Source organism: Streptomyces sp. NPDC037401, from assembly GCF_055602345.1.
The window spans coordinates 15,166-33,357 of the sequence record NZ_JBVJWO010000057.1 but is presented as its reverse complement, the minus strand read 5'-3'; the positions used below and the strand labels follow the sequence as shown (position 1 = coordinate 33,357).

Here is an 18,192-nt window from a genome sequence, read left to right as displayed (position 1 = left end):
CCCCCCCCCCCCCCACCCCCCCCCCCCCCCCCCCCCCCCCCCCCCCCCCCCCCCCCCCCCCCCCCCCCCCCCCCCCCCCCCCCCCCCCCCCCCCCGCGGCCGTTCGCGTGTCCGAAGCGCCGTCAGCCGGTCCTGGGAACCAGGCGTTCCGGGCCGCCTGCCGTCTCCGCCCGCAGCTTCTCCAGCAGCTGCCGGCGCTCCTCGGTGAGCCGCATCGGCCCCATGTGCGGCGGTACGCCCGACACGGCCGCCCCCGGAGCCGGGACGGGCTCGTACTGCGTCGGAGCGGTCGTCGCGGTGTACGCGGTCGCCACGGCGATCACCGCCGTGAGCCCGACCGCGGCCCTGGCCCAGAACCGGGCGCGGTACTCACTCGCGGTACGGACGGCCTGCGCGGGCCGGGCCTCCAGCCGTACCGCCGGGACGAGCGCGCCGAGCCGCACCCGCAGCAGTGCGGACTGTGCGGCGGGCGGAGTCTGCGCCAGCTCGGGCAGCCGCCGCGCGAGTGCGGAGCGCGCGGACAGGAGCCGGTTGCCGGCGACCGGGGTGGTGGCCTCCGTCTCCGCCGCGGTGTCGGGCAGGTCCAGGCCGACGCCGTCGTAGAGCAGCACGGTGCGGCGGTACCGGGGTGGCAGGGCCAGCATGGCGTCCATCAGCGTTCGGTCGCCGGGGTCGGCCGGGGGCTTGTCGGGGTGCTTGTGGGCGCGGCGCAGCCGGTGCCAGGGGGAGAGGGCGTACTCGTAGGCCGCCGCGCGGACCCAGCCCACCGGATCGCGGTCGAGGGCGACTTCGGGCCAGTGCTCCCAGGCCTGGCGGAACGCCCGCTCGACGGACTCGACCGCGAGGGCGCGACGCCCCGTCAGCAGATAGGTCTGACGGATCAGGAAGGGGCTGGTGTAGGCGTACAGCGCGTCGAACGCCTCGGTGGGGCTGACCGAGCGGGCGGGCGCGGGCCCGGCCACGGCCGCAGGCTGCTGCTGCGGTTCTGTCTCCGGATCCGGCTGTGCGCCTGTCGCGGCCTCAGTCTCCGTCGCCGCCTCCGGGGCTGACGCCGGGCCGGCGGCCGCAGCCGTGTCCGGCGCTGCTTCCGCTGCCGCCTCCGGCGCGGCGCCCGGGTGCGGCCGGCCGACGGCGGTGGGCTGGGTGCGGCCCGCGGCTCCCGCCGCGGTGAGGGCGGCGTGCTGCGGCTCGTGGCGCCCCGCATCGTGCCGGGCCTGCCCCGCCGGCGGTTTCGCGGCGCGCTTGACGGCGGCCCGCGGCCGGGTGCCGGCGCCGGTCCCGGCCGCGGCGGGCTTCGGGGGCGGCAGGGGCCGCCGGGCCGGGCCCGCCGCGTCCTCCGCCGACGGTGGCGCGGGCTCGGCGTCCGCCTGCGGCCGCGCCCCGGCCTCCGGCTGTGCCTCCGTGCCGGTATCCGGCCCTGCCTCCGGCCCTGACCCCGACTCGGAAGGGGGCTTCGCCTCCGCGTCCGGGCCGTCGCCGGACAGCTCGTCCAGCACCTGCAGGCGCATCAGCAGCTTGGCGTACGCTTCGCGCTTGCGCCCGCGCGGCTCGGACCGCCCGGCCTCCCAGGAGCGCACGGTCGTGGCGGTCACGCCGACCGCCTCCGCGACCTCGTCGTAGCTCAGCTCGCGGGATTCGCGCAGTCGGCGCCGCTCCCCGGGGGAGGGCAGGGACATGTCGGAGGCGGTGTGGGCGCTCTGTGTCATGCCGGACTCCCCGCGGCGCAGACCTGGGCGAAAAAGTACATAAACGTATATTGAGCGACACCACGATCATTCGCCTGTTACACGTCCCCAGCGCGTGTCGTTGGGACCATGGCGTCGTGACCCACGTGACCGAACGTGCCCCGTCCCCCTCCCCGTCCCTGCCGACGGGGACGGGCCCGCGGTCCGGGCGCCGCCGCTCGCCCGCTGCCGCCGCCTGCGTACTGGGCGGCGCCCTCGCCGCCGGCCTGGGGCTCGGCTCCCTGGCCGTGCTCGTCATGATGCTGTGGATCAGCTCGCCGTACCCCGACAACGGTCCCGGCGGTGCGCTCCATGTCGCCGCCGGACTCTGGCTGCTGGCCCACGGCACCGAGCTGATCAGGTACGACACCCTCTCCGGGGTGCCCGCGCCGGTGGGGCTGACCCCGCTGCTGCTGGTTGCGCTGCCGGTCTGGCTGATGCGGCGAGCGGCCCGGCTGGCGCTGTACGAGGACGAGGGTGAGGAGGGCGAGGGTCTGTCGGCGGGGGCGGTGTTCTCCGCGGTCACCTGCGGATACCTGCTGGTGGGTGCCGCGGCCACGGTCTATGCGGCGGGCGGGCCGATGCCCGCGGACCCGCTGAGCGCCGCGTGGCACGTCCCCCTGGTGGCCGCCGCGGCCGCGGCGGGCGGGGTGTGGGCCGCGCGCGGCCGGCCGTACGGGCCGTTGCCCGGCTGGGTGCCCGGGGGCGTACGGGAACACCTCGCGCGCCCCCGTTACGCGCTGGCGCTCCGGGCCGGGGCTGCCGGGGCCCTCGTCCTCCTGGGCGGGGGAGCGCTGCTGGTCGGTGCCTCGCTGGTGTGGCACGCGGGAGCGGCCCAGGAAACCTTCCTTCAGCTCACCGGGGTCTGGTCGGGCCGGTTCGCGGTGCTGCTGCTGGCGCTGGCGCTGATCCCCAACGCCGCCGTGTGGGGTGCCTCGTACGGGCTCGGGCCGGGTTTCGCGCTGGGCGGGTCGGCGGTGGCGACTCCGCTCGGCTTCTCCGGCGAAGCGGCGCTGCCGCGCTTCCCGCTGCTGGCGGCGCTGCCGCCGGAGGGTCCGGGCACGCCGCTGACCTGGGCTGCTGCCGGGGTGCCGGTGCTGGCCGGGGTGGTGCTGGGCCGGTTCGCGGTCGATGCCGCCCGGGAGGACGCGGGCTTCCGGGAGACCGCCCTCACGGCGGCCTGCGGGGCGCTGGTCTGCGGGCTGCTGTCGGCGGCGCTGGCGGCGGCGGCCGGGGGCGCGATGGGCTCGCAGGCGCTGGCGGACTTCGGTCCGGTGTGGTGGGCGGTCGGCGGCGCCGCGGCCGCTTGGACGCTGGTGGTGTCGGTGCCGGTGGCCCTGGTGGTGGGGGCCTGGCGGGACCGGGGCGCGGCGCGGTCGCCGCTGGAGCCCGAGGACGTGGCGGAGCTCGGCAACTGGCACGACAGGGGGTCGCGGGAGCTGCGCTGGGAGTCCCTGCGGCGCTCGTCTGGCACGCTGTTCCCGGACTTCCGAGGATCGGCTTCCCGCCCCGCCCCGGAACCCGGCATCCCGCCGCATCCCGAGCCTTCACCCGCGGCCCCGGAGCCGGCCGTGCGGCTCGTGCGGCCGACCGCCCCGACCACGGCTCCGGCAGCAAAGCAGCCGGGACAGTCAGAACAGTCAGAGCAGCCGGAGCGGCCGGAGCGGCCGGAGCCGCCACGGCTGGCGGCCGGGACGGCGGGGGCGCGGGTGCTGCCGCGGCGCCCCCGCGGCTGACCGTGCCGCGGGCCGCCGCCCCGCTACTTCTTGACGCCGATGAGGTCGCGCAGCGGGTCGGGCAGCAGGTCGTTGCACTGCAGCTCGGCCGTCTTCGTCAGCGCGTCGTCACGGCACACGTAGAAGTCCTTGTAGACGAGCTGGACCGTGTAGGTGGACACCGTCAGGACCAGCGCGACCGAGGCGGTCAGCAGGCCGCTCACCGCAGCGGTCAGCTGCGGCCGGGCCTCGTCCGGGCGGGTCTTCGCGCGCAGCGAGCTCACGCCCCAGTACATCGCCAGCGAGCCCAGCAGCAGCCCCATCGAGGGGACGCCGAAGAGCGTGAAGAAGAAGGCCCACATACCGGCGAGGAGCGCGTAGCGGGCGCGGCGCTGGGCCGGGTCCGTCGGGTCCCAGCGGCCCGGTCCCGGAGTGCCGGGGTCCTGCGAAGGGCGGTTGCCGTCGCCGCCCGTGCCCGGCTCGCCCGCGCCGTCGCGCGGCTGCCACGGCTGGTCAGGCCGGTCCTCCGGCGGAGCCGCGAACGGGTTGTCGTCTGTGGGGGACTGGCGTGGGTCCGGCATCGGGTGCGTTTCTTCCCCTGTGTCGAGTGGAGAGGCGTGGTGACGAGGTGGCGAGACGGTTGTACGCCAGACGCTACCCCCAGGCCATCACCCCGTCCCTCGGGGGCCGTCCGGTGTGCCGGTATCGTTGCAGGCGGTCCGTCGCTTCGTATGGTCCCCCGTATTGAGGGCCCCTGCGTTTTTGTACGACCACACAAGACGCACCCCGCGAGAAAGGGCCTCCCATGGCCGCCTCCCGCCTGGTCGTGCTGGTCTCCGGTTCCGGCACCAACCTCCAGGCTCTGCTCGACGCCATCGCCGCCCACCCGGAAGGCGCCGAGGGTTTCGGCGCCGAGGTCGTGGCCGTCGGCGCCGACCGCGCCGGGATCGCCGGTCTGGAGCGTGCCGAGAAAGCCGGACTGCCCACCTTCGTGTGCCCGGTCAAGGAGTACGCGACCCGCGAGGAGTGGGACGCGGCGCTGGCCGAGCAGACCGCCGCGTACGAGCCCGACCTCGTGGTGTCCGCCGGGTTCATGAAGATCGTCGGGAAGGAGTTCCTGGCGCGGTTCGGGGGGCGGTTCGTCAACACCCACCCCGCACTGCTGCCGTCCTTCCCCGGCGCGCACGGGGTCCGTGACGCCCTCGCCTACGGCGCCAGGGTCACGGGCTGCACCGTCCACTTCGTGGACGACGGCGTGGACACCGGTCCGATCATCGCCCAGGGTGTGGTCGAGATCCGGGACGAGGACGACGAAGCCGCTCTCCATGAGCGCATCAAGGAAGTCGAGCGCAGGCTGCTCGTCGATGTCGTGGGGCGCCTGGCCCGGCACGGCTACCGCATTGAGGGACGAAAGGTAACGATCCAGTGACCGCCGAAGGTACCAAGCGCGGCATCCGCCGTGCGCTCGTCAGCGTCTACGACAAGACGGGGCTCGAGGAGCTGGCCCGCGGGCTGCACGAGGCGGGCGTCACGCTGGTCTCCACCGGTTCCACCGCCTCGAAGATCGCCGCCGCGGGCGTGCCGGTCACCAAGGTCGAGGAGCTCACCGGCTTCCCCGAGTGCCTCGACGGCCGGGTCAAGACGCTCCACCCGCGCGTGCACGCCGGCATCCTCGCCGACCTGCGCCTGGAGGACCACCAGCGCCAGCTGGCCGAGCTCGGTGTCGAGCCGTTCGACCTCGTCGTCGTCAACCTGTACCCGTTCCGGGAGACCGTCGCCTCGGGCGCCACCCCCGACGAGTGCGTCGAGCAGATCGACATCGGCGGCCCCTCGATGGTCCGCGCCGCCGCCAAGAACCACCCGTCGGTCGCCGTGGTCACCAGCCCCGAGCGTTATGCCGACGTGCTGGCAGCGGTCAAGGACGGCGGCTTCGACCTGACCGCCCGCAAGCGCCTGGCCGCCGAGGCCTTCCAGCACACTGCCGCGTACGACGTCGCCGTCGCCTCCTGGTTCACGAACGCGTACGCGCCCGAGGCCCCCGGGGACACGGCCGTGCTGCCCGAGTTCCTGGCCGGCGCCTGGGACCGCAAGGCGTCCCTGCGCTACGGCGAGAACCCGCACCAGGCCGCCGCGCTGTACACGGACGGCCAGCCTGGCGGGCTCGCGAACGCCGAGCAGCTGCACGGCAAGGAGATGTCCTTCAACAACTACGTGGACACCGAGGCCGCCCGCCGGGCCGCCTACGACCACGAAGAGCCCTGTGTCGCGATCATCAAGCACGCCAACCCGTGCGGCATCGCGATCGGCGCGGACGTCGCCGAGGCGCACCGCAAGGCGCACGCCTGCGACCCGCTGTCGGCCTTCGGCGGCGTCATCGCCGTCAACCGCCCGGTGACCGTCGCGCTCGCCGAGCAGGTCGCCGAGATCTTCACCGAGGTCATCGCCGCCCCCGCGTACGAGGACGGGGCCCTGGAGGTCCTGGCCAAGAAGAAGAACATCCGCGTGCTCAAGGTCGACGGCCACCCGCACCAGCCGGGCGACCTGAAGCCGATCAGCGGCGGCGTGCTGCTCCAGCACAGCGACGTCTTCCAGGCCGAGGGCGACGACCCGGCGAACTGGACCCTCGCGACGGGCGGGGCGCTCTCCGCAGCGGAGCTCGCCGAGCTGGCCTTCGCCTGGAAGGCCTGCCGCGCGGTGAAGTCCAACGCGATCCTGCTCGCCAAGGACGGCGCCTCGGTCGGCGTCGGCATGGGACAGGTCAACCGCGTCGACTCCGCGAAGCTCGCGGTGGAGCGCGCGGGCGAGGAGCGCGCGCGGGGCGCGTACGCCGCCTCGGACGCCTTCTTCCCGTTCCCCGACGGTCTGGAGATCCTGACGTCCGCGGGCATCAAGGCCGTCGTGCAGCCGGGTGGTTCCGTGCGCGACGAGCAGGTCGTCGAGGCCGCGAAGGCGGCGGGCGTGACGATGTACTTCACGGGTACGCGGCACTTCTTCCACTGACACCCGCGCGCAGCGCCAAAAGGCCGAGGGCCGTATCCCCAGCGGGGGATACGGCCCTCGGGCCGTGCGCCGTGGCGCCGGAACTCCTCGACGTCAGAACCCTGTCGTCAGAGCTTCCCGGCGTCAGAACTTCTTGACGACGACGCTGCCGACGATCTTGTCGGTGAAGGTCTGCTTCTTCGCGTCCCACGCCGGCCACAGGTAGCCGAGGTAGCAGGGGAGCGCGTTGATGAAGTCCAGCAGGCCGCGGACGAACGCCATGCCGAAACCGAGCGGACGGCCCGTCGACTCCTTCAGCACCTGGATGCTGACGGCCTTGCGGCCGGGGGTCTGACCGGTGGTGCCCAGCAGGTAGGCGAAGCCGATCCAGATGCCCAGCGCGAGGATCAGGCCGACGAAGTACAGGCCGCCGATCTCACCGGTGGTGGCGTCCATGCCCGCGAACATCAGGATGCCCGGGATGAGGCCGGCGATGAGGCCGTCGATGATGCGCGCGACGAAGCGGGAGCCCCAGCCGGCGTACTGCTGCTGCACGGCAGCCTGGTTGGGGTAGCCGGGCGCGGCCGCGTACGGCTGCTGGCCCGGGTAGCCGTAGCCACCCTGAGCCGGAACGCCCTGCGGGGCCTGCTGCGGGTAGCCGTAACCGGGCTGGCCCTGCGGCTGCTGCTGCTGCTGACCGTACGGGTTGTTGGGGTCGCCGAAGCTCATCTTTTGGAGTTCCTCCGATGGAAGTGCGGGGACGCGCGGCCCGTGTGGAGGAACTAAACGAACTGAGCGGTCCGCCCCCCGGCACTGCCCGCGGCACTACTAATTCGGCCATCGTGGTCGGACCCGCTGCTCTTGTCCAGTCGGGTGCACGACCCGTTGTGCAAGTGCAACCTCAACCCCGCCGCGCGCCCTCGAACTGGAACCGGGACGGGTCCATCCGGGAGGATGGACACATGACCGCCCAGATTCTCGATGGCAAGGCCACGGCAGCTGCCGTCAAGTCCGAACTGACCGCCCGCGTGGCGGCTCTCAAGGAGCGGGGCGTCACCCCCGGCCTGGGAACACTGCTCGTCGGCGACGACCCCGGCAGCCGTTGGTACGTCAACGGCAAGCACAAGGACTGCGCCCAGGTGGGCATCGCGTCGATCCAGCGTGAACTGCCCGACACCGCCACGCAGGAGGACATCGAAGCGGTCGTACGTGAACTGAACGCGAACCCCGCGTGCACGGGGTACATCGTCCAACTGCCGCTCCCCAAGGGCATCGACACCAACCGCGTGCTGGAGCTGATGGATCCGGCCAAGGACGCGGACGGCCTGCACCCCATGTCCCTGGGCCGGCTGGTGCTGGGCGAGCCCGGCCCGCTGCCGTGCACGCCGTACGGCATCGTCGAGCTGCTGCGCCACCACGGCGTGGAGATCGACGGCGCGCAGGTGACCGTCGTCGGACGGGGCATCACGGTCGGCCGGTCGATCGGCCTGCTGCTCACCCGCCGGTCGGAGAACGCCACCGTGACGCTGTGCCACACCGGCACGCGCGACCTGTCGGCGCAGCTGAGGCAGGCGGACATCGTGGTCGCGGCGGCCGGTGTGCCGCACCTGGTCCGGCCCGAGGACATCAAGCCCGGCGCGGCCGTCCTCGACGTCGGCGTCAGCCGGGACGACGCGGGCAAGATCGTCGGCGATGTGCACCCGGGGGTCGCCGAGGTGGCCGGGTGGATCTCGCCCAACCCCGGCGGAGTCGGGCCCATGACGCGCGCTCAGCTGCTGGCCAACGTCGTCTCGGCGGCCGAACGCCTCGCCGACGAGCGGGACGTGGCCGGGCACGAGGCGGCCGACCGGGTCGTCGCCGAGCGGATCGCGGACGAGCGCAGTGCCGAAGAGGGCGCCGACAGCACCGAGAACACCGGCAACGGCCAGGGCGGCAACCGTGCTGGCTGAGCGCGAGGGCGACCCCGTCACGGGCCCGGAGCGGGGCCCCGGGCCGGAGCCGCGCCGCTCCCGCCGCTTCCCGTCCATCACGCGGGACACCGCCCGCCCCGAGGGCGGCGGGCGCGCCGCGCCCGGCGACGCGCCGGCCCCGGCGCGCCAGTGGCCGATGCTCGCGGTCCTCGGCGCCACCGCCGCCGGCCTGCTCATCACGGCGTTCGACCGGTTCCGGATCGGCTGCCTGGTCATCGGCGCGGCCCTGATCACGGCCGCGGTGCTGCGGCGGGTGCTGCCGTCGGTGGGCATGCTCGCGGTCCGGTCGCGGTTCACGGACATGGTGACGTACGGGCTGCTCGGCGTGGCGATCACGCTGCTGGCACTCGTCGCCGAGCCCGAGCCGTGGCTGGAGATCCCGATCCTGGAGGACGCGGTCCGCTTCACCGTCCGCTGAGGCGTACGCCTCTGACGCGTACGCCGCTGACCCGCGCGCCGATGGCCGGTACGCCGTCACCCGCGCGCGGGTGAACCGGTCGCGCCGACACGCGCCGCTGACCCGTCCCGGTGACTGCGCGGCGCGGTTTCAGCGGCCGGAACCCCGGCTCTGCCTTCGAACTCCTGCCGCCGTGTGCGACGTACCACACGGGGGTGGGGGTCGGCGGGATCCCGGGTCCGATAGCCTGACCGCGGATGTCTCTTCACGTCAAGATTCACAGGGAAGCGGCGTCCGCCAGCACATGGGGCGGGGACGCCCCACCGCCAGCTGTCTAACGGAGAAGGCCATGACCCGCACTCCTGTGAATGTCACCGTCACCGGCGCCGCCGGCCAGATCGGCTACGCGCTGCTCTTCCGCATCGCGTCCGGTCACCTGCTCGGCGCGGACGTGCCGGTCAACCTGCGCCTCCTGGAGATCCCGCAGGGCCTCAAGGCCGCCGAGGGCACCGCCATGGAGCTCGACGACTGCGCCTTCCCGCTGCTCCGCGGCATCGAGATCACCGACGACGCCAACAAGGCGTTCGACGGTGCGAACGTCGCGCTGCTCGTCGGCGCCCGCCCCCGCACCAAGGGCATGGAGCGCGGTGACCTGCTCGCCGCCAACGGCGGCATCTTCAAGCCGCAGGGCGAGGCCATCAACGCCCACGCCGCGGACGACATCAAGGTCCTCGTCGTCGGCAACCCGGCCAACACCAACGCGCTCATCGCGCAGGCCGCCGCCCCGGACGTCCCGGCCGAGCGCTTCACCGCGATGACCCGCCTGGACCACAACCGCGCGATCTCGCAGCTGGCCGCCCGGACCGGTGCCGCCGTCTCCGACATCAAGCGCCTGACCATCTGGGGCAACCACTCGGCGACCCAGTACCCGGACATCTTCCACGCGGAGATCGCCGGCAAGAACGCCGCCGAGGTCGTGAACGACGAGCAGTGGCTGGCGGAGACCTTCATCCCGACCGTCGCCAAGCGCGGCGCCGCGATCATCGAGGCCCGCGGCGCCTCCTCCGCGGCCTCCGCCGCGAACGCCGCCATCGACCACGTGCACACCTGGGTCAACGGCACCGCCGCGGGCGACTGGACCTCCATGGGCATCCCGTCGGACGGCTCCTACGGCGTCCCGGAGGGCCTCATCTCCTCCTTCCCCGTCACCTGCAAGGACGGCAAGTACGAGATCGTCCAGGGCCTGGACATCAACGAGTTCTCCCGCACCCGCATCGACGCCTCCGTCAAGGAGCTCACCGAGGAGCGCGACGCGGTCCGCGAGCTCGGCCTGATCTGAGGCATCTGCCCGCCCGGCTGAACATACGGTCGGAGCCCGCCGCTCCGATCGACCGAAGCGCCCCGGTAAACCTCACCGGGGCGCTTTGGCGTGAATACCGCTGTTGGCCGTAAGTCTGCGGGCCTAGGGTGCCACGGTGACCCAGACTGCCGTGCCCCACCAGCCTCCGGGCGGCTGGGGAGACCCCCAGCTGCTCGGAAAGCCACCGGTACCCCCGACCGCCAGCGAGGCGGGCCGCCTGCTGTGCGCGGGGACGTACCTCGACGGCGCCTACCGAGACCGGGTGATCGACGAGCTGTACGTCCACGAGGAGCGGATCGCCGCCCCCTCGTACGGCTACGACGCCGCCCGCGTCCTCGCGCACGCGCTCCGCGCCCGCCGCGCCGAACTCCTCTGGGCCACCGCGATAGTCGCGCTGTGGGCCTTCGGGGGCCTGCTCACCGACTGGCTGTTCCTCGTGCTCGTCGTCCCCTGCCTGGGACTGAACCTGGCCGGCTGGGTCACCGAGAAGACCCGTGGCGCCGGGGTCTACCTGCGCATCTTCGCGTTCCTCCTGCGCTTCTACGCCCGCGCGCTGTTCTTCCTCACCTTCGCCGCCCTCGTCGTCGCCGCCTTCACCGCCGAGGGCGGCGACGACAGCGACGGCTACGGCGACTCGTCCGGCTTCTTCGGCCCGTCCGACTCGCGCTACGGCGACTCCTCGTCCGATCCCACGGACGTCTTCGGCGACCTGCTCGTCCCGGCCGGCAACCTCGGCGACGAGATGGGCAAGGCCACCGCCTGGGGGATCCTCGCCCTCTTCGCGTGCGTCGCCGCCCTCAAGGCCGCCCAGCGCGGCCAGTTCGCCCGCGTCCTCGCCGCCGAGCTGTCCCCGCAGCGCTACCCCGACCTCGCGAACGACCCGGCCGAGCAGGCCACCGGGGCGCGGTTCCGCAAGGTGCAGCGGCGGATCCGCACCGAGCAGCACTGGCCCCTGGTCATGTACAGCGTCAACAACCCGTTCTGCGGCGCCGGCGGGTACTTCCAGCCGTGGAACCTCTCCGTGGAACTGCGCCCGCGCACCGACCTCGGACCCGACCGCAAGCCCACGGCGCTGGACAACGCCCAGATCCTGCGCCGGATCGTGCCGCTCGTCGAGGGCCTGCGGGTGCCCTCCGCGCACGGCTCCCCGCAGGCCTCGGCGGCCGTCCTGGACCGGCTGCGGGAGCTGGTCGTCGACGAGTGCGTCTTCCTCCCGGCCAACGGCCTGCTCCACCGCGACCAGGGCCCGTACACCCCCGAGGACTTCGGGGTGCACCGCGCCGGGTCGATCGAGGAGGGCGGCGAGAAGCGCCGGCACTTCCTGCGCATCCGCGTCGGCGGCTGGGACGAGGAGGTGGTCGTCACCGTCTTCGTACGCGTCCACACGCAGGGCGGGATGCTGATGCTGGAACTGGCCCCGCACGCGCTCTTCCCCGTGCGCGAGCTGTTCCAGGAGGCCGACGAGCTGGCGCAGCGCTACCGGAACAACAACCCCTTCGGCAAGGCGGTCTGGGCGGCCACGCACACCCCCCGCGCCCTCGGCGGCGCGCTCGCGACCCTGGGCCGCGGACTGGTCAGCGCATGGCGGATCCTCATCGAGGGCAACGGCGGCGCGCGCCCCACCGGCCCGCACCTGTCGGTGCGCGAGCTGGGTTCGGACTACGACGCCTCGGTGTTCCAGAACATGGACATCGACCGCTACCTGAAAACGATGCAGGACCGGGTGGCCGCCGGTGTGAAACTGGCCCTGCGCGATGCGGGATGGCAGACCGGGGAGTTCGAGCAGAAGATCGTCAACCTGGCCGCGGGTGCGACGTACGTCGGCTCGATGAGCAACAGCGCCGTCAACTTCGGCGCCAACGGCAGCGCGCACAATCTCAACCAGCCGGGCGGGGACAAGAACCAGGGGGACAGTGGTGGCAGGCAGTGACGCACAGGACGCCGGACAGGGCACACCGGCTCCGTCCTTCCAGGTCGGGGACATCTCCGGCAGCGCGGTGAACTTCGGCGCGGGGGGTTCGGCGAGCAACGTGAACCACCACTACGCGGGTTCCGCGGACCCGCGCCAGCAGGAGCTGCTGGCGGCCGTACGGGAGCTCAGGGCGGACCTCGCCCGGGTGACCGCCCGGCCCGAGACGGCGGCCCTCGACGCGGAACTGGCCGAGACGGCCCGGGAGATCGAGGCCGAGGGCGCGGTCGCGCCCGGGCGGCTGGCCCGGCTGCGGGACGCGCTGACCGGCGCGGGCCCGGTCGTGGAGTTCCTCGCGGCGGGCGCGACCGTGGCCACGGCCGTCACCGCACTGCTGGGAGGCTGAGGCGTGGCCAAGGGCGGTAGCGGGGTCCCGCGGTGGAACCCCCTGACGCAGAGCTGGGAGACCGGCCCGGAACCGGCCGCCCCGGATGCCGGGCAGGCCCCTGCCCCGCCGTCGGCGCCGGTCGTTCCGGTCGTTCCGGCTGCCCCCGCGTCTCCCGGGCCTTCCGCGCCCCCGGCCCCGCCCATGCCTCCCCCGGCTCCGGCCGGGCCGGCCGGGCAGCCGACCGTGACGGCCGGCACCCCGCTCCCCGCCCTCCCGCCGCTGCCCCCGCTGCCGTCCGTGCCGGCCCCGCCGGGGCAGGTGTCCCTGCCGCCGCTGCCGCCGCTGCCGCCGTTGCCGCCGTTCCCGGGCCCCGGGGCCGGTCCGGCCGCGGGGCCCGCCGCCCGGCGGTCCGCCCGCCTCACCCCGGTGATCGCCGCCGTGGCCGTCGCCGCCCTCGCGGGCGGCGCGGCCGCCGTGTGGCTGGTCCAGCGGGACGGCGACCCGGCGCCCCGGGCGCAGGCCACTGCCCCGGCCACGTCCGGCTCGCCGGCCCCGGCCGACCCCGCGCCGGGGGAGTCGGAGCCCGCCCCAGCCTCTCCCACCCCGTCCCCGTCGCCCTCCGGGAGCAGCCTCCCGGAGGGGTACCGGCTCGCGGAGGACCCGGAGGGCTTCACCCTCGCCGTGCCGCGGGACTGGGCACGCAGCAAGGAGTCGACCGGGGTGTTCTTCCGGTCCGACGACCGCGAATCGCTGCTCCAGGTCTTCCGCGTCGACGAGGCGGACCTCAGCCCCCTGGAGGCCGTACGGGGCGCCTCCCGCACGCTGTCCCCGAACCCCGGGTACTTGGAGGTCTCGGTCCGCGAACTCCCGGCCGAGACGGGGGAGCAGCCCGCGGCCGAGCTGGTGTACGAGTACGACAGCAAGGACACGGGCACGCGCCGGCGCGGCATCGAGCGGGTGTTCTTCACGCCCGCGGGCCAGAAGTACGCCGTCCTGGTCCGGGCCCCCGCCGACGAATGGCCGCACACCCAGGAGGTGCTGGCCACCGCCGTCGCCGCCTTCACCGTCTCCTGAGGCCCAGGAGACACCTCCGGCCGGATCCGGGACAACACGCCTAGCTCTTGTACATCCCGGGGGTGTAGTGGCCGGGCGTCAGGCGGCACGCCACCCCGAAGCGGTTCCAGGCGTTGATCGTCGCGAGCACGCCCAGCAGGTGGGACAGCCCGGTCTCGTCGAAGTGCTCCGCGGCCCTGGCGAACACCTCGTCCGGGACGAAGCCGTCGGTCAGCAGGGTCACCGCCTCGGTGAGTTCCAGCGCGGCCAGCTCCTGCGCGGTGTAGAAGTGCGGAGACTCCTCCCACGCGGACAGCTGGATGATCCGCTGCGGGGTCTCCCCGTGCTCCAGGGCGTCGAGGCTGTGCATGTCCAGGCAGTAGGCGCAGTGGTTGAGCTGCGAGGCGCGGATCTTGACCAGCTCGACCAGGGCCGGGTCGAGGTGCTTCTTCGAGGCGGCCTCCAGGGCCAGCATGGCCCGGAAGACCTCGGGGGCGTGCTTCGTCCAGTTCAGGCGCATCGGCTGTTCGGGCGCCCGCTCCGCGGCGTCCGCGGGGGTGGCGTTCGTGGAGTCCGTGGCGTTCGTGGGGCTCGTGGTGTGCGTGGCGTTCGTGGTCATGTGTCCACCGTACGAGGGCGGGCCAGGGCGGATATGGTCCACTCCCATGACGGATTCGTGGGCCACTTTCGGCGCTGACCTGCATCTGGAGCTCTCCGGTGGTGGTCAAGCCGGCAGGCCCGGCGGGCGCGGCGTCCGGGCGGGTCTGGTGGCCGCCCTGCGCGACGCGGTCCGCGGCGGACGGCTCCCGGCCGACACCCGGCTGCCGTCCTCGCGCCAGCTCGCCGCCGACCTCGGCCTGGCCCGGAACACCGTCGCCGACGCCTACGCCCAGCTCGTCGCGGAGGGCTGGCTGACGGCCCGCCAGGGCTCCGGCACGCGCGTCGCGGCCCGCCCCGTGCCGCCGCGCCGCACACCGGCCCGCCGCTGTCCGGCGTACGACCTGACGCCCGGCTCGCCCGACCTCGCCGGCTTTCCGCGCGCGGCCTGGCTGGCGGCCGCCCGGCGGGCCCTCGCGGAGGCCCCGCACGAGGCCTTCGGTTACGGCGACCCGCGCGGGCGCCCCGAGCTCCGCGGCATCCTCGCCGAGTACCTGGCCCGGGCGCGCGGGGTGTACGCAGATCCCGAACGGCTCGTGATCTGCGCAGGTTTCGGGCACGGCCTGATGCTGCTGGCCCGGGTCCTGCGGGCCCGCGGCGTGCGCGCCGTGGCCGTCGAACCCTACGGACTGGACATCCACCGGGACGTGCTGGAGAAGGCCGGCCTGCGCACCGTGCCGATGGGCGGCGCGGAGCTGCCCGGCCGCGGCACCGGCGCGGTGCTGCTCACTCCCGCGCACCAGTTCCCCACCGGGGACGCGATGCCGCCGGACCGGCGCGCACAGTTCGCGCGGTGGGCGCGGGCCACCGGTGGACTGGTCCTGGAGGACGACTACGACGGGGAGTTCCGCTACGACGGGCAGGCGGTCGGGGCGCTCCAGGGCCTCGATCCGGAGCGCGTGGTGTACCTCGGCACGGCGAGCAAGTCGCTGGCCCCGGGCCTGCGGATCGGCTGGATGGTGCTGCCGCCGGACACGGCCGCCGCCGTGCTCGCGGAGAGGGGCGCGGCGGACCGGGTCTCGTCGGCGCTGGAGCAGCTGACCCTGGCCCAGTTCATCGCCTCGGGCGCGTACGACCGCCACGTCCGCGCGATGCGCCTGCGCTACCGGCGCCGCCGGGACCAGCTGGTGGCGGCGCTCACGGAACGGGCCCCGGCGGTACGGGTGTCGGGGGTGGCGGCGGGCCTGCACGCGGTGCTGGAACTGCCGCCGGGTACGACGGAGGAGGCCGCGGTCCGCACGGCCGCGGGCCTCGGCCTGGTGGTCCGCGGCCTGTCCGGCTTCCGCCACCCGGCGGCCCGCCTCCCGCCCCGCGAGGCCCTGGTCGTCGGCTACGCCACCCCGCCGGACAGCGCCTGGGCCCCGGCGCTGTCCGCCCTGTGCGAGGCCCTGGCGGGCGGCCCGGCGGCCGGCCCGGCGGGGCTCAGAGCGCCGGGAGGCCCGACCGCACCCGACCGAACCGGTCCATGACCCGGATGGCGGAGGCCGGCGCGGACGCGTCCGTGAAGGACATGGCCGTCCCCAGGGAGTCGGCCAGGGTGAGCAGCTTGCCGATCGTCACCTGGTCGTCCACGAACTCGGCGGCGGGCAGGGTCTCGTTGACCCGCTTCAGGACGGCGATGTGCTCGGTCAGCCGGCGCCCGGCCGCGTCCCGGTCGTTCTCGTACAGGTCGTCCAGTGCGTGGAAGGTGACCTCGCTGGTCCACAGGCCGACCGCGTGCACGGTCACGGTCTCCTCGGCCAGCGTCGGCGCCTGCGCCAGCCCGATTTCCAGGTGACGGCTGTCGCGTGCGAGCGCGTCGACGTACTGCACGGTCGCCGTGCCGAGCGCGTCGAGCTCCCGGTCGTCGTCGACCCGGACCTCCAGCACGACCCAGTACGTCTCGCCGAACGCCAGGTCCGGTGCGAAGATCCGGATCCCCTTCTCGCCGGTGATCAGATCGGGCAGCGCCTCGGTGCCGTACTCCTTCCGGGCGAGGCGCGCCGCCTCCCCGGCCTCCCGGAACACGCGCGCCCGCGCCCGCGGATCGCTCACGAGGTCGTGCCCGTACAGGTGCCAGACCGTGACCGCCGGACCGACGTCGATGCGCAGCTGGATGTCGATCGCGGCGAGGTGGTCACGCCGTTCGAGGTCCTCCAGCAGGCCGGACCGGACCTGCTCGGGGCGGGTGACGAAGGTCGAGTGCCCGCCGGCGGTCCCGGCGAGCGCGGACAGCTCGGTCATCCGGGCGTCCGCGCCGAACCCGAAGCAGGAGAGGGTGAGGTCGCCGCGCAGTTTCGCCGCGGCGTTCTTCCGGATGGTGATCCAGCTGCGCTCGCCGGAGGTCGGGTCGCCGTCGGAGAACAGGTAGAGGCGGTTGACGGTGCGTCCGCTGCTCGCCCGCCGCGCGATCTCCGCGATGCCGTACTGGAGGCCGAGGTTGATGTCCGTCCCGCCGCCGGCGGTCAGCCCGGCCACGACGGCGGCGAACCGCTCGGGCGGCAGGTCCCGCTTGCGGGTCCCCTGGAGGACCGTGGACACGTCGGTGGCGAAGGTGATGATGCCGAGCGAGTCCTCCGGGCGCAGCCGGTCGTAGATCTCCTGGAGCGAGGTCTTCACCGTGTCGAGCTTCTCGCCGTTCATGGAGATGCTGGTGTCCACGACGAAGACGAAGTTCACCGCCAGCGGCTCCTGAGCGGCCGTCCGCTCCGGCGCGTTCTCGCCCGCCTTCAGGGCGATCTCGACGAAGTGCGTGGTCGCCCTGTGGGCCTTGGCCTCGTCGGGCGCCCGTACGAGCCCGTGGCTCACGGCGAGGCCCTCGCCCGGGGGCGGCCCCGGAACCTGATCGGTGCGGGCGGCGACGAAGTCGTCGAACCGGATCTGGTCCTGGCCGATCAGGATCCCGCTGTCGATGAGATCGGCCACCCCGAGGACGGACCGCGTGCCGAAGGCGGTGCTGCGGCGGGTGAACAGCCCGTCGCGGGGGAGGGGCTGATCGGTCGGGCGGGCGGGGGTGCCGGGGGATCCGCGCCCGGTGCCGCGGAGGACGCCGCCTTGCGAGATGCGGCGGTACTCGGTACCGGACCAGCCGTCGTCGTAGTGGCCGAGCATCGCGTCGTCGTCGGCGATGTGGTGATCGAGGCCCGCAGCGGATGTCAAGTGTCGGATTTCCCCCCGTTCCAGGCACTCCCGTGCGCGCTCCATTCGGATTGCCCTGACCGCGTCCTCGTCCGGCGTGCGTTGTTCGAGCGCGTTCGTGTGCCAGTACTCCTGGTCCCTCAGCGCCTCCGCCCGGATCTGCTGCCGCCGGGCTTCGAGCCGCGCCCGTTCCCCGTCCTCCTCCGTGCCCGGAGCCCGCCCCGCCGCGTGCAGTACGTGCCCCCGCCGCAGCCAGCGCCGGAACTCGTCCTCGGGCGGGCGCCGCCTGCCGAGGTCGTCGGTCTCGGCGCGCAGGACCTCCGGGTGGATCAGGACCGTGGAGACCAGCGCCGATCGCGGGGAGGGATGCGGGGCGCGGACGAAGAACTCGTACGAGGCCATGCCCTCGACGACCTCCGCCACGCGCAGGCCGCAGCGCCCGGCGTACGCCTCCCCGTCCTGCCGCCGGCGCGCGCGTTCCGCCGCGGTCACCTGCTCGTGGAACGGATGGGCGGACAGCAGCACCGCACGGCCGTCCGAGAGCCCGTCGTACGCGGCCGCGAGCGGGTCGGGACGGTCGTTGCAGACCCGGAGGGTGACACCGAGACCGAGCAGTGCCTCGAGGAAGGTGAGGGGGCTCCGCAGGTCCTGCCGCAGCCGTGCGGCCACGACGGGCGGCTGCACCACGACCACGGCGTTCGGCAGGCGGTCCAGTAAGCGGTCCACCTCGGCGGGGTCGTGGCACGGCCCCGCTTCCAGCCTCAGTCCGCGCCGCAGGGTCCGGTCAAGGCCCTCCTGCACGGCGTCCGGACCGGCCCAGTCCCAAGGGCCGCGGTCGTGCTGCGGCCGGGGTACGTAGAACACGGCGGGTTTCGCGGTGTGCGAGGGGTCGTTCGGCATGCGCACCAGTTCGCTTCCTTCGT

15 protein-coding genes are annotated in these 18,192 nt (G+C 74.0%); 10 read left to right on the top strand and 5 right to left on the bottom strand.

Annotated features, from left to right (window positions below; genetic code table 11):
* Positions 1-122 precede the first annotated feature (122 nt).
* Positions 123-1,706 (bottom strand): helix-turn-helix domain-containing protein, encoded by a 1,584-nt coding sequence (locus ACZ7H1_RS35930; protein ID WP_470792534.1) that lies wholly within the window; start codon positions 1,704-1,706, stop codon positions 123-125.
* Positions 1,707-1,822: 116 nt separating this feature from the next.
* Here ACZ7H1_RS35930 and ACZ7H1_RS35925 point away from each other — a divergent pair, with 116 nt between their 5' ends.
* Positions 1,823-3,460: a cell division protein PerM gene (locus tag ACZ7H1_RS35925; protein WP_470792533.1), complete on the top strand. Its 1,638-nt coding sequence runs from the start codon at positions 1,823-1,825 to the stop codon at positions 3,458-3,460.
* Between the two features lie 23 nt (positions 3,461-3,483).
* On the opposite strand, the gene ACZ7H1_RS35920 is transcribed toward ACZ7H1_RS35925, so the two are convergent.
* A complete protein-coding gene (locus ACZ7H1_RS35920) occupies positions 3,484-4,020 on the bottom strand; it encodes a hypothetical protein (protein ID WP_470792531.1) in 537 nt (178 codons plus the stop codon).
* A 224-nt stretch (positions 4,021-4,244) separates the two neighbouring features.
* On the opposite strand from ACZ7H1_RS35920, the gene purN reads away from it, so the two are divergent.
* Both purN and purH read left to right on the top strand, forming a co-directional pair.
* Positions 4,245-4,868, top strand: coding sequence for a phosphoribosylglycinamide formyltransferase (purN, locus tag ACZ7H1_RS35915; protein WP_470792530.1), 624 nt, complete (start codon positions 4,245-4,247; stop codon positions 4,866-4,868).
* Complete coding sequence (purH, locus tag ACZ7H1_RS35910; RefSeq protein WP_470792528.1) at positions 4,865-6,439, top strand: bifunctional phosphoribosylaminoimidazolecarboxamide formyltransferase/IMP cyclohydrolase; 1,575 nt, start codon at positions 4,865-4,867, stop codon at positions 6,437-6,439. The genes purN and purH overlap by 4 nt, the downstream gene beginning before the upstream one ends.
* 123 nt (positions 6,440-6,562) lie before the next feature.
* Here the strand turns inward: purH and ACZ7H1_RS35905 are convergent, their stop codons facing one another.
* Positions 6,563-7,147, bottom strand: a complete 585-nt coding sequence (locus ACZ7H1_RS35905; RefSeq protein ID WP_470792526.1) for an RDD family protein — start codon at positions 7,145-7,147, stop codon at positions 6,563-6,565.
* A gap of 233 nt (positions 7,148-7,380) precedes the next feature.
* On the opposite strand from ACZ7H1_RS35905, the gene ACZ7H1_RS35900 reads away from it, so the two are divergent.
* The 6 genes from ACZ7H1_RS35900 to ACZ7H1_RS35875 all read left to right on the top strand — a co-directional run bounded on the left by ACZ7H1_RS35900 (position 7,381) and on the right by ACZ7H1_RS35875 (position 13,516).
* The gene (locus tag ACZ7H1_RS35900; RefSeq protein ID WP_470792525.1) at positions 7,381-8,367 is read left to right on the top strand and encodes a bifunctional methylenetetrahydrofolate dehydrogenase/methenyltetrahydrofolate cyclohydrolase; all 987 of its coding nucleotides are present in this window, start codon (positions 7,381-7,383) and stop codon (positions 8,365-8,367) included.
* The gene (locus tag ACZ7H1_RS35895) at positions 8,357-8,806 is read left to right on the top strand and encodes a DUF3017 domain-containing protein (RefSeq protein WP_470792524.1); all 450 of its coding nucleotides are present in this window, start codon (positions 8,357-8,359) and stop codon (positions 8,804-8,806) included. The genes ACZ7H1_RS35900 and ACZ7H1_RS35895 overlap by 11 nt, the downstream gene beginning before the upstream one ends.
* Positions 8,807-9,134: 328 nt before the next feature.
* A complete protein-coding gene (locus ACZ7H1_RS35890; RefSeq protein ID WP_470792523.1) occupies positions 9,135-10,124 on the top strand; it encodes a malate dehydrogenase in 990 nt (329 codons plus the stop codon).
* Positions 10,125-10,260: 136 nt separating this feature from the next.
* On the top strand, positions 10,261-12,075 hold the full coding sequence (locus ACZ7H1_RS35885) for a hypothetical protein (RefSeq protein WP_470792522.1): 1,815 nt from the start codon (positions 10,261-10,263) through the stop codon (positions 12,073-12,075).
* Positions 12,062-12,460 (top strand): hypothetical protein, encoded by a 399-nt coding sequence (locus ACZ7H1_RS35880; protein WP_470792521.1) that lies wholly within the window; start codon positions 12,062-12,064, stop codon positions 12,458-12,460. Before ACZ7H1_RS35885 ends, ACZ7H1_RS35880 begins: the two co-directional genes overlap by 14 nt.
* A gap of 225 nt (positions 12,461-12,685) precedes the next feature.
* Positions 12,686-13,516: a DcrB/PsbP domain-containing protein gene (locus ACZ7H1_RS35875; protein WP_470792520.1), complete on the top strand. Its 831-nt coding sequence runs from the start codon at positions 12,686-12,688 to the stop codon at positions 13,514-13,516.
* Positions 13,517-13,556: 40 nt separating this feature from the next.
* Here ACZ7H1_RS35875 and ACZ7H1_RS35870 read toward each other — a convergent pair whose 3' ends face one another.
* Entirely contained in the window at positions 13,557-14,114 is a 558-nt protein-coding gene (locus ACZ7H1_RS35870; protein WP_470792518.1) for a carboxymuconolactone decarboxylase family protein, read from the bottom strand.
* Positions 14,115-14,160: 46 nt separating this feature from the next.
* Between ACZ7H1_RS35870 and pdxR the strand changes: the two genes are divergently transcribed.
* On the top strand, positions 14,161-15,621 hold the full coding sequence (gene pdxR, locus ACZ7H1_RS35865; protein WP_470792517.1) for a MocR-like pyridoxine biosynthesis transcription factor PdxR: 1,461 nt from the start codon (positions 14,161-14,163) through the stop codon (positions 15,619-15,621).
* Here the strand turns inward: pdxR and ACZ7H1_RS35860 are convergent.
* Positions 15,575-18,169 (bottom strand): VWA domain-containing protein, encoded by a 2,595-nt coding sequence (locus ACZ7H1_RS35860; protein WP_470792538.1) that lies wholly within the window; start codon positions 18,167-18,169, stop codon positions 15,575-15,577. The two genes, pdxR and ACZ7H1_RS35860, sit on opposite strands and share 47 nt — an antisense overlap.
* Positions 18,170-18,192: the final 23 nt, after the last annotated feature.

Excerpts from the sequence above, each read along its gene's own strand:
- ACZ7H1_RS35890 (WP_470792523.1), top strand. The coding sequence starts at position 9,135 with ATGACCCGCACTCCTGTGAATGTCACCGTCACCGGCGCCGCCGGCCAG.
- purN (WP_470792530.1), top strand. The coding sequence starts at position 4,245 with ATGGCCGCCTCCCGCCTGGTCGTGCTGGTCTCCGGTTCCGGCACCAAC.
- ACZ7H1_RS35920 (WP_470792531.1), bottom strand. The coding sequence starts at position 4,020 with ATGCCGGACCCACGCCAGTCCCCCACAGACGACAACCCGTTCGCGGCT.
- ACZ7H1_RS35930 (WP_470792534.1), bottom strand. The coding sequence starts at position 1,706 with ATGACACAGAGCGCCCACACCGCCTCCGACATGTCCCTGCCCTCCCCC.
- ACZ7H1_RS35860 (WP_470792538.1), bottom strand. The coding sequence starts at position 18,169 with ATGCCGAACGACCCCTCGCACACCGCGAAACCCGCCGTGTTCTACGTA.
- ACZ7H1_RS35900 (WP_470792525.1), top strand. The coding sequence starts at position 7,381 with ATGACCGCCCAGATTCTCGATGGCAAGGCCACGGCAGCTGCCGTCAAG.
- ACZ7H1_RS35905 (WP_470792526.1), bottom strand. The coding sequence starts at position 7,147 with ATGAGCTTCGGCGACCCCAACAACCCGTACGGTCAGCAGCAGCAGCAG.
- pdxR (WP_470792517.1), top strand. The coding sequence starts at position 14,161 with ATGACGGATTCGTGGGCCACTTTCGGCGCTGACCTGCATCTGGAGCTC.
- ACZ7H1_RS35870 (WP_470792518.1), bottom strand. The coding sequence starts at position 14,114 with ATGACCACGAACGCCACGCACACCACGAGCCCCACGAACGCCACGGAC.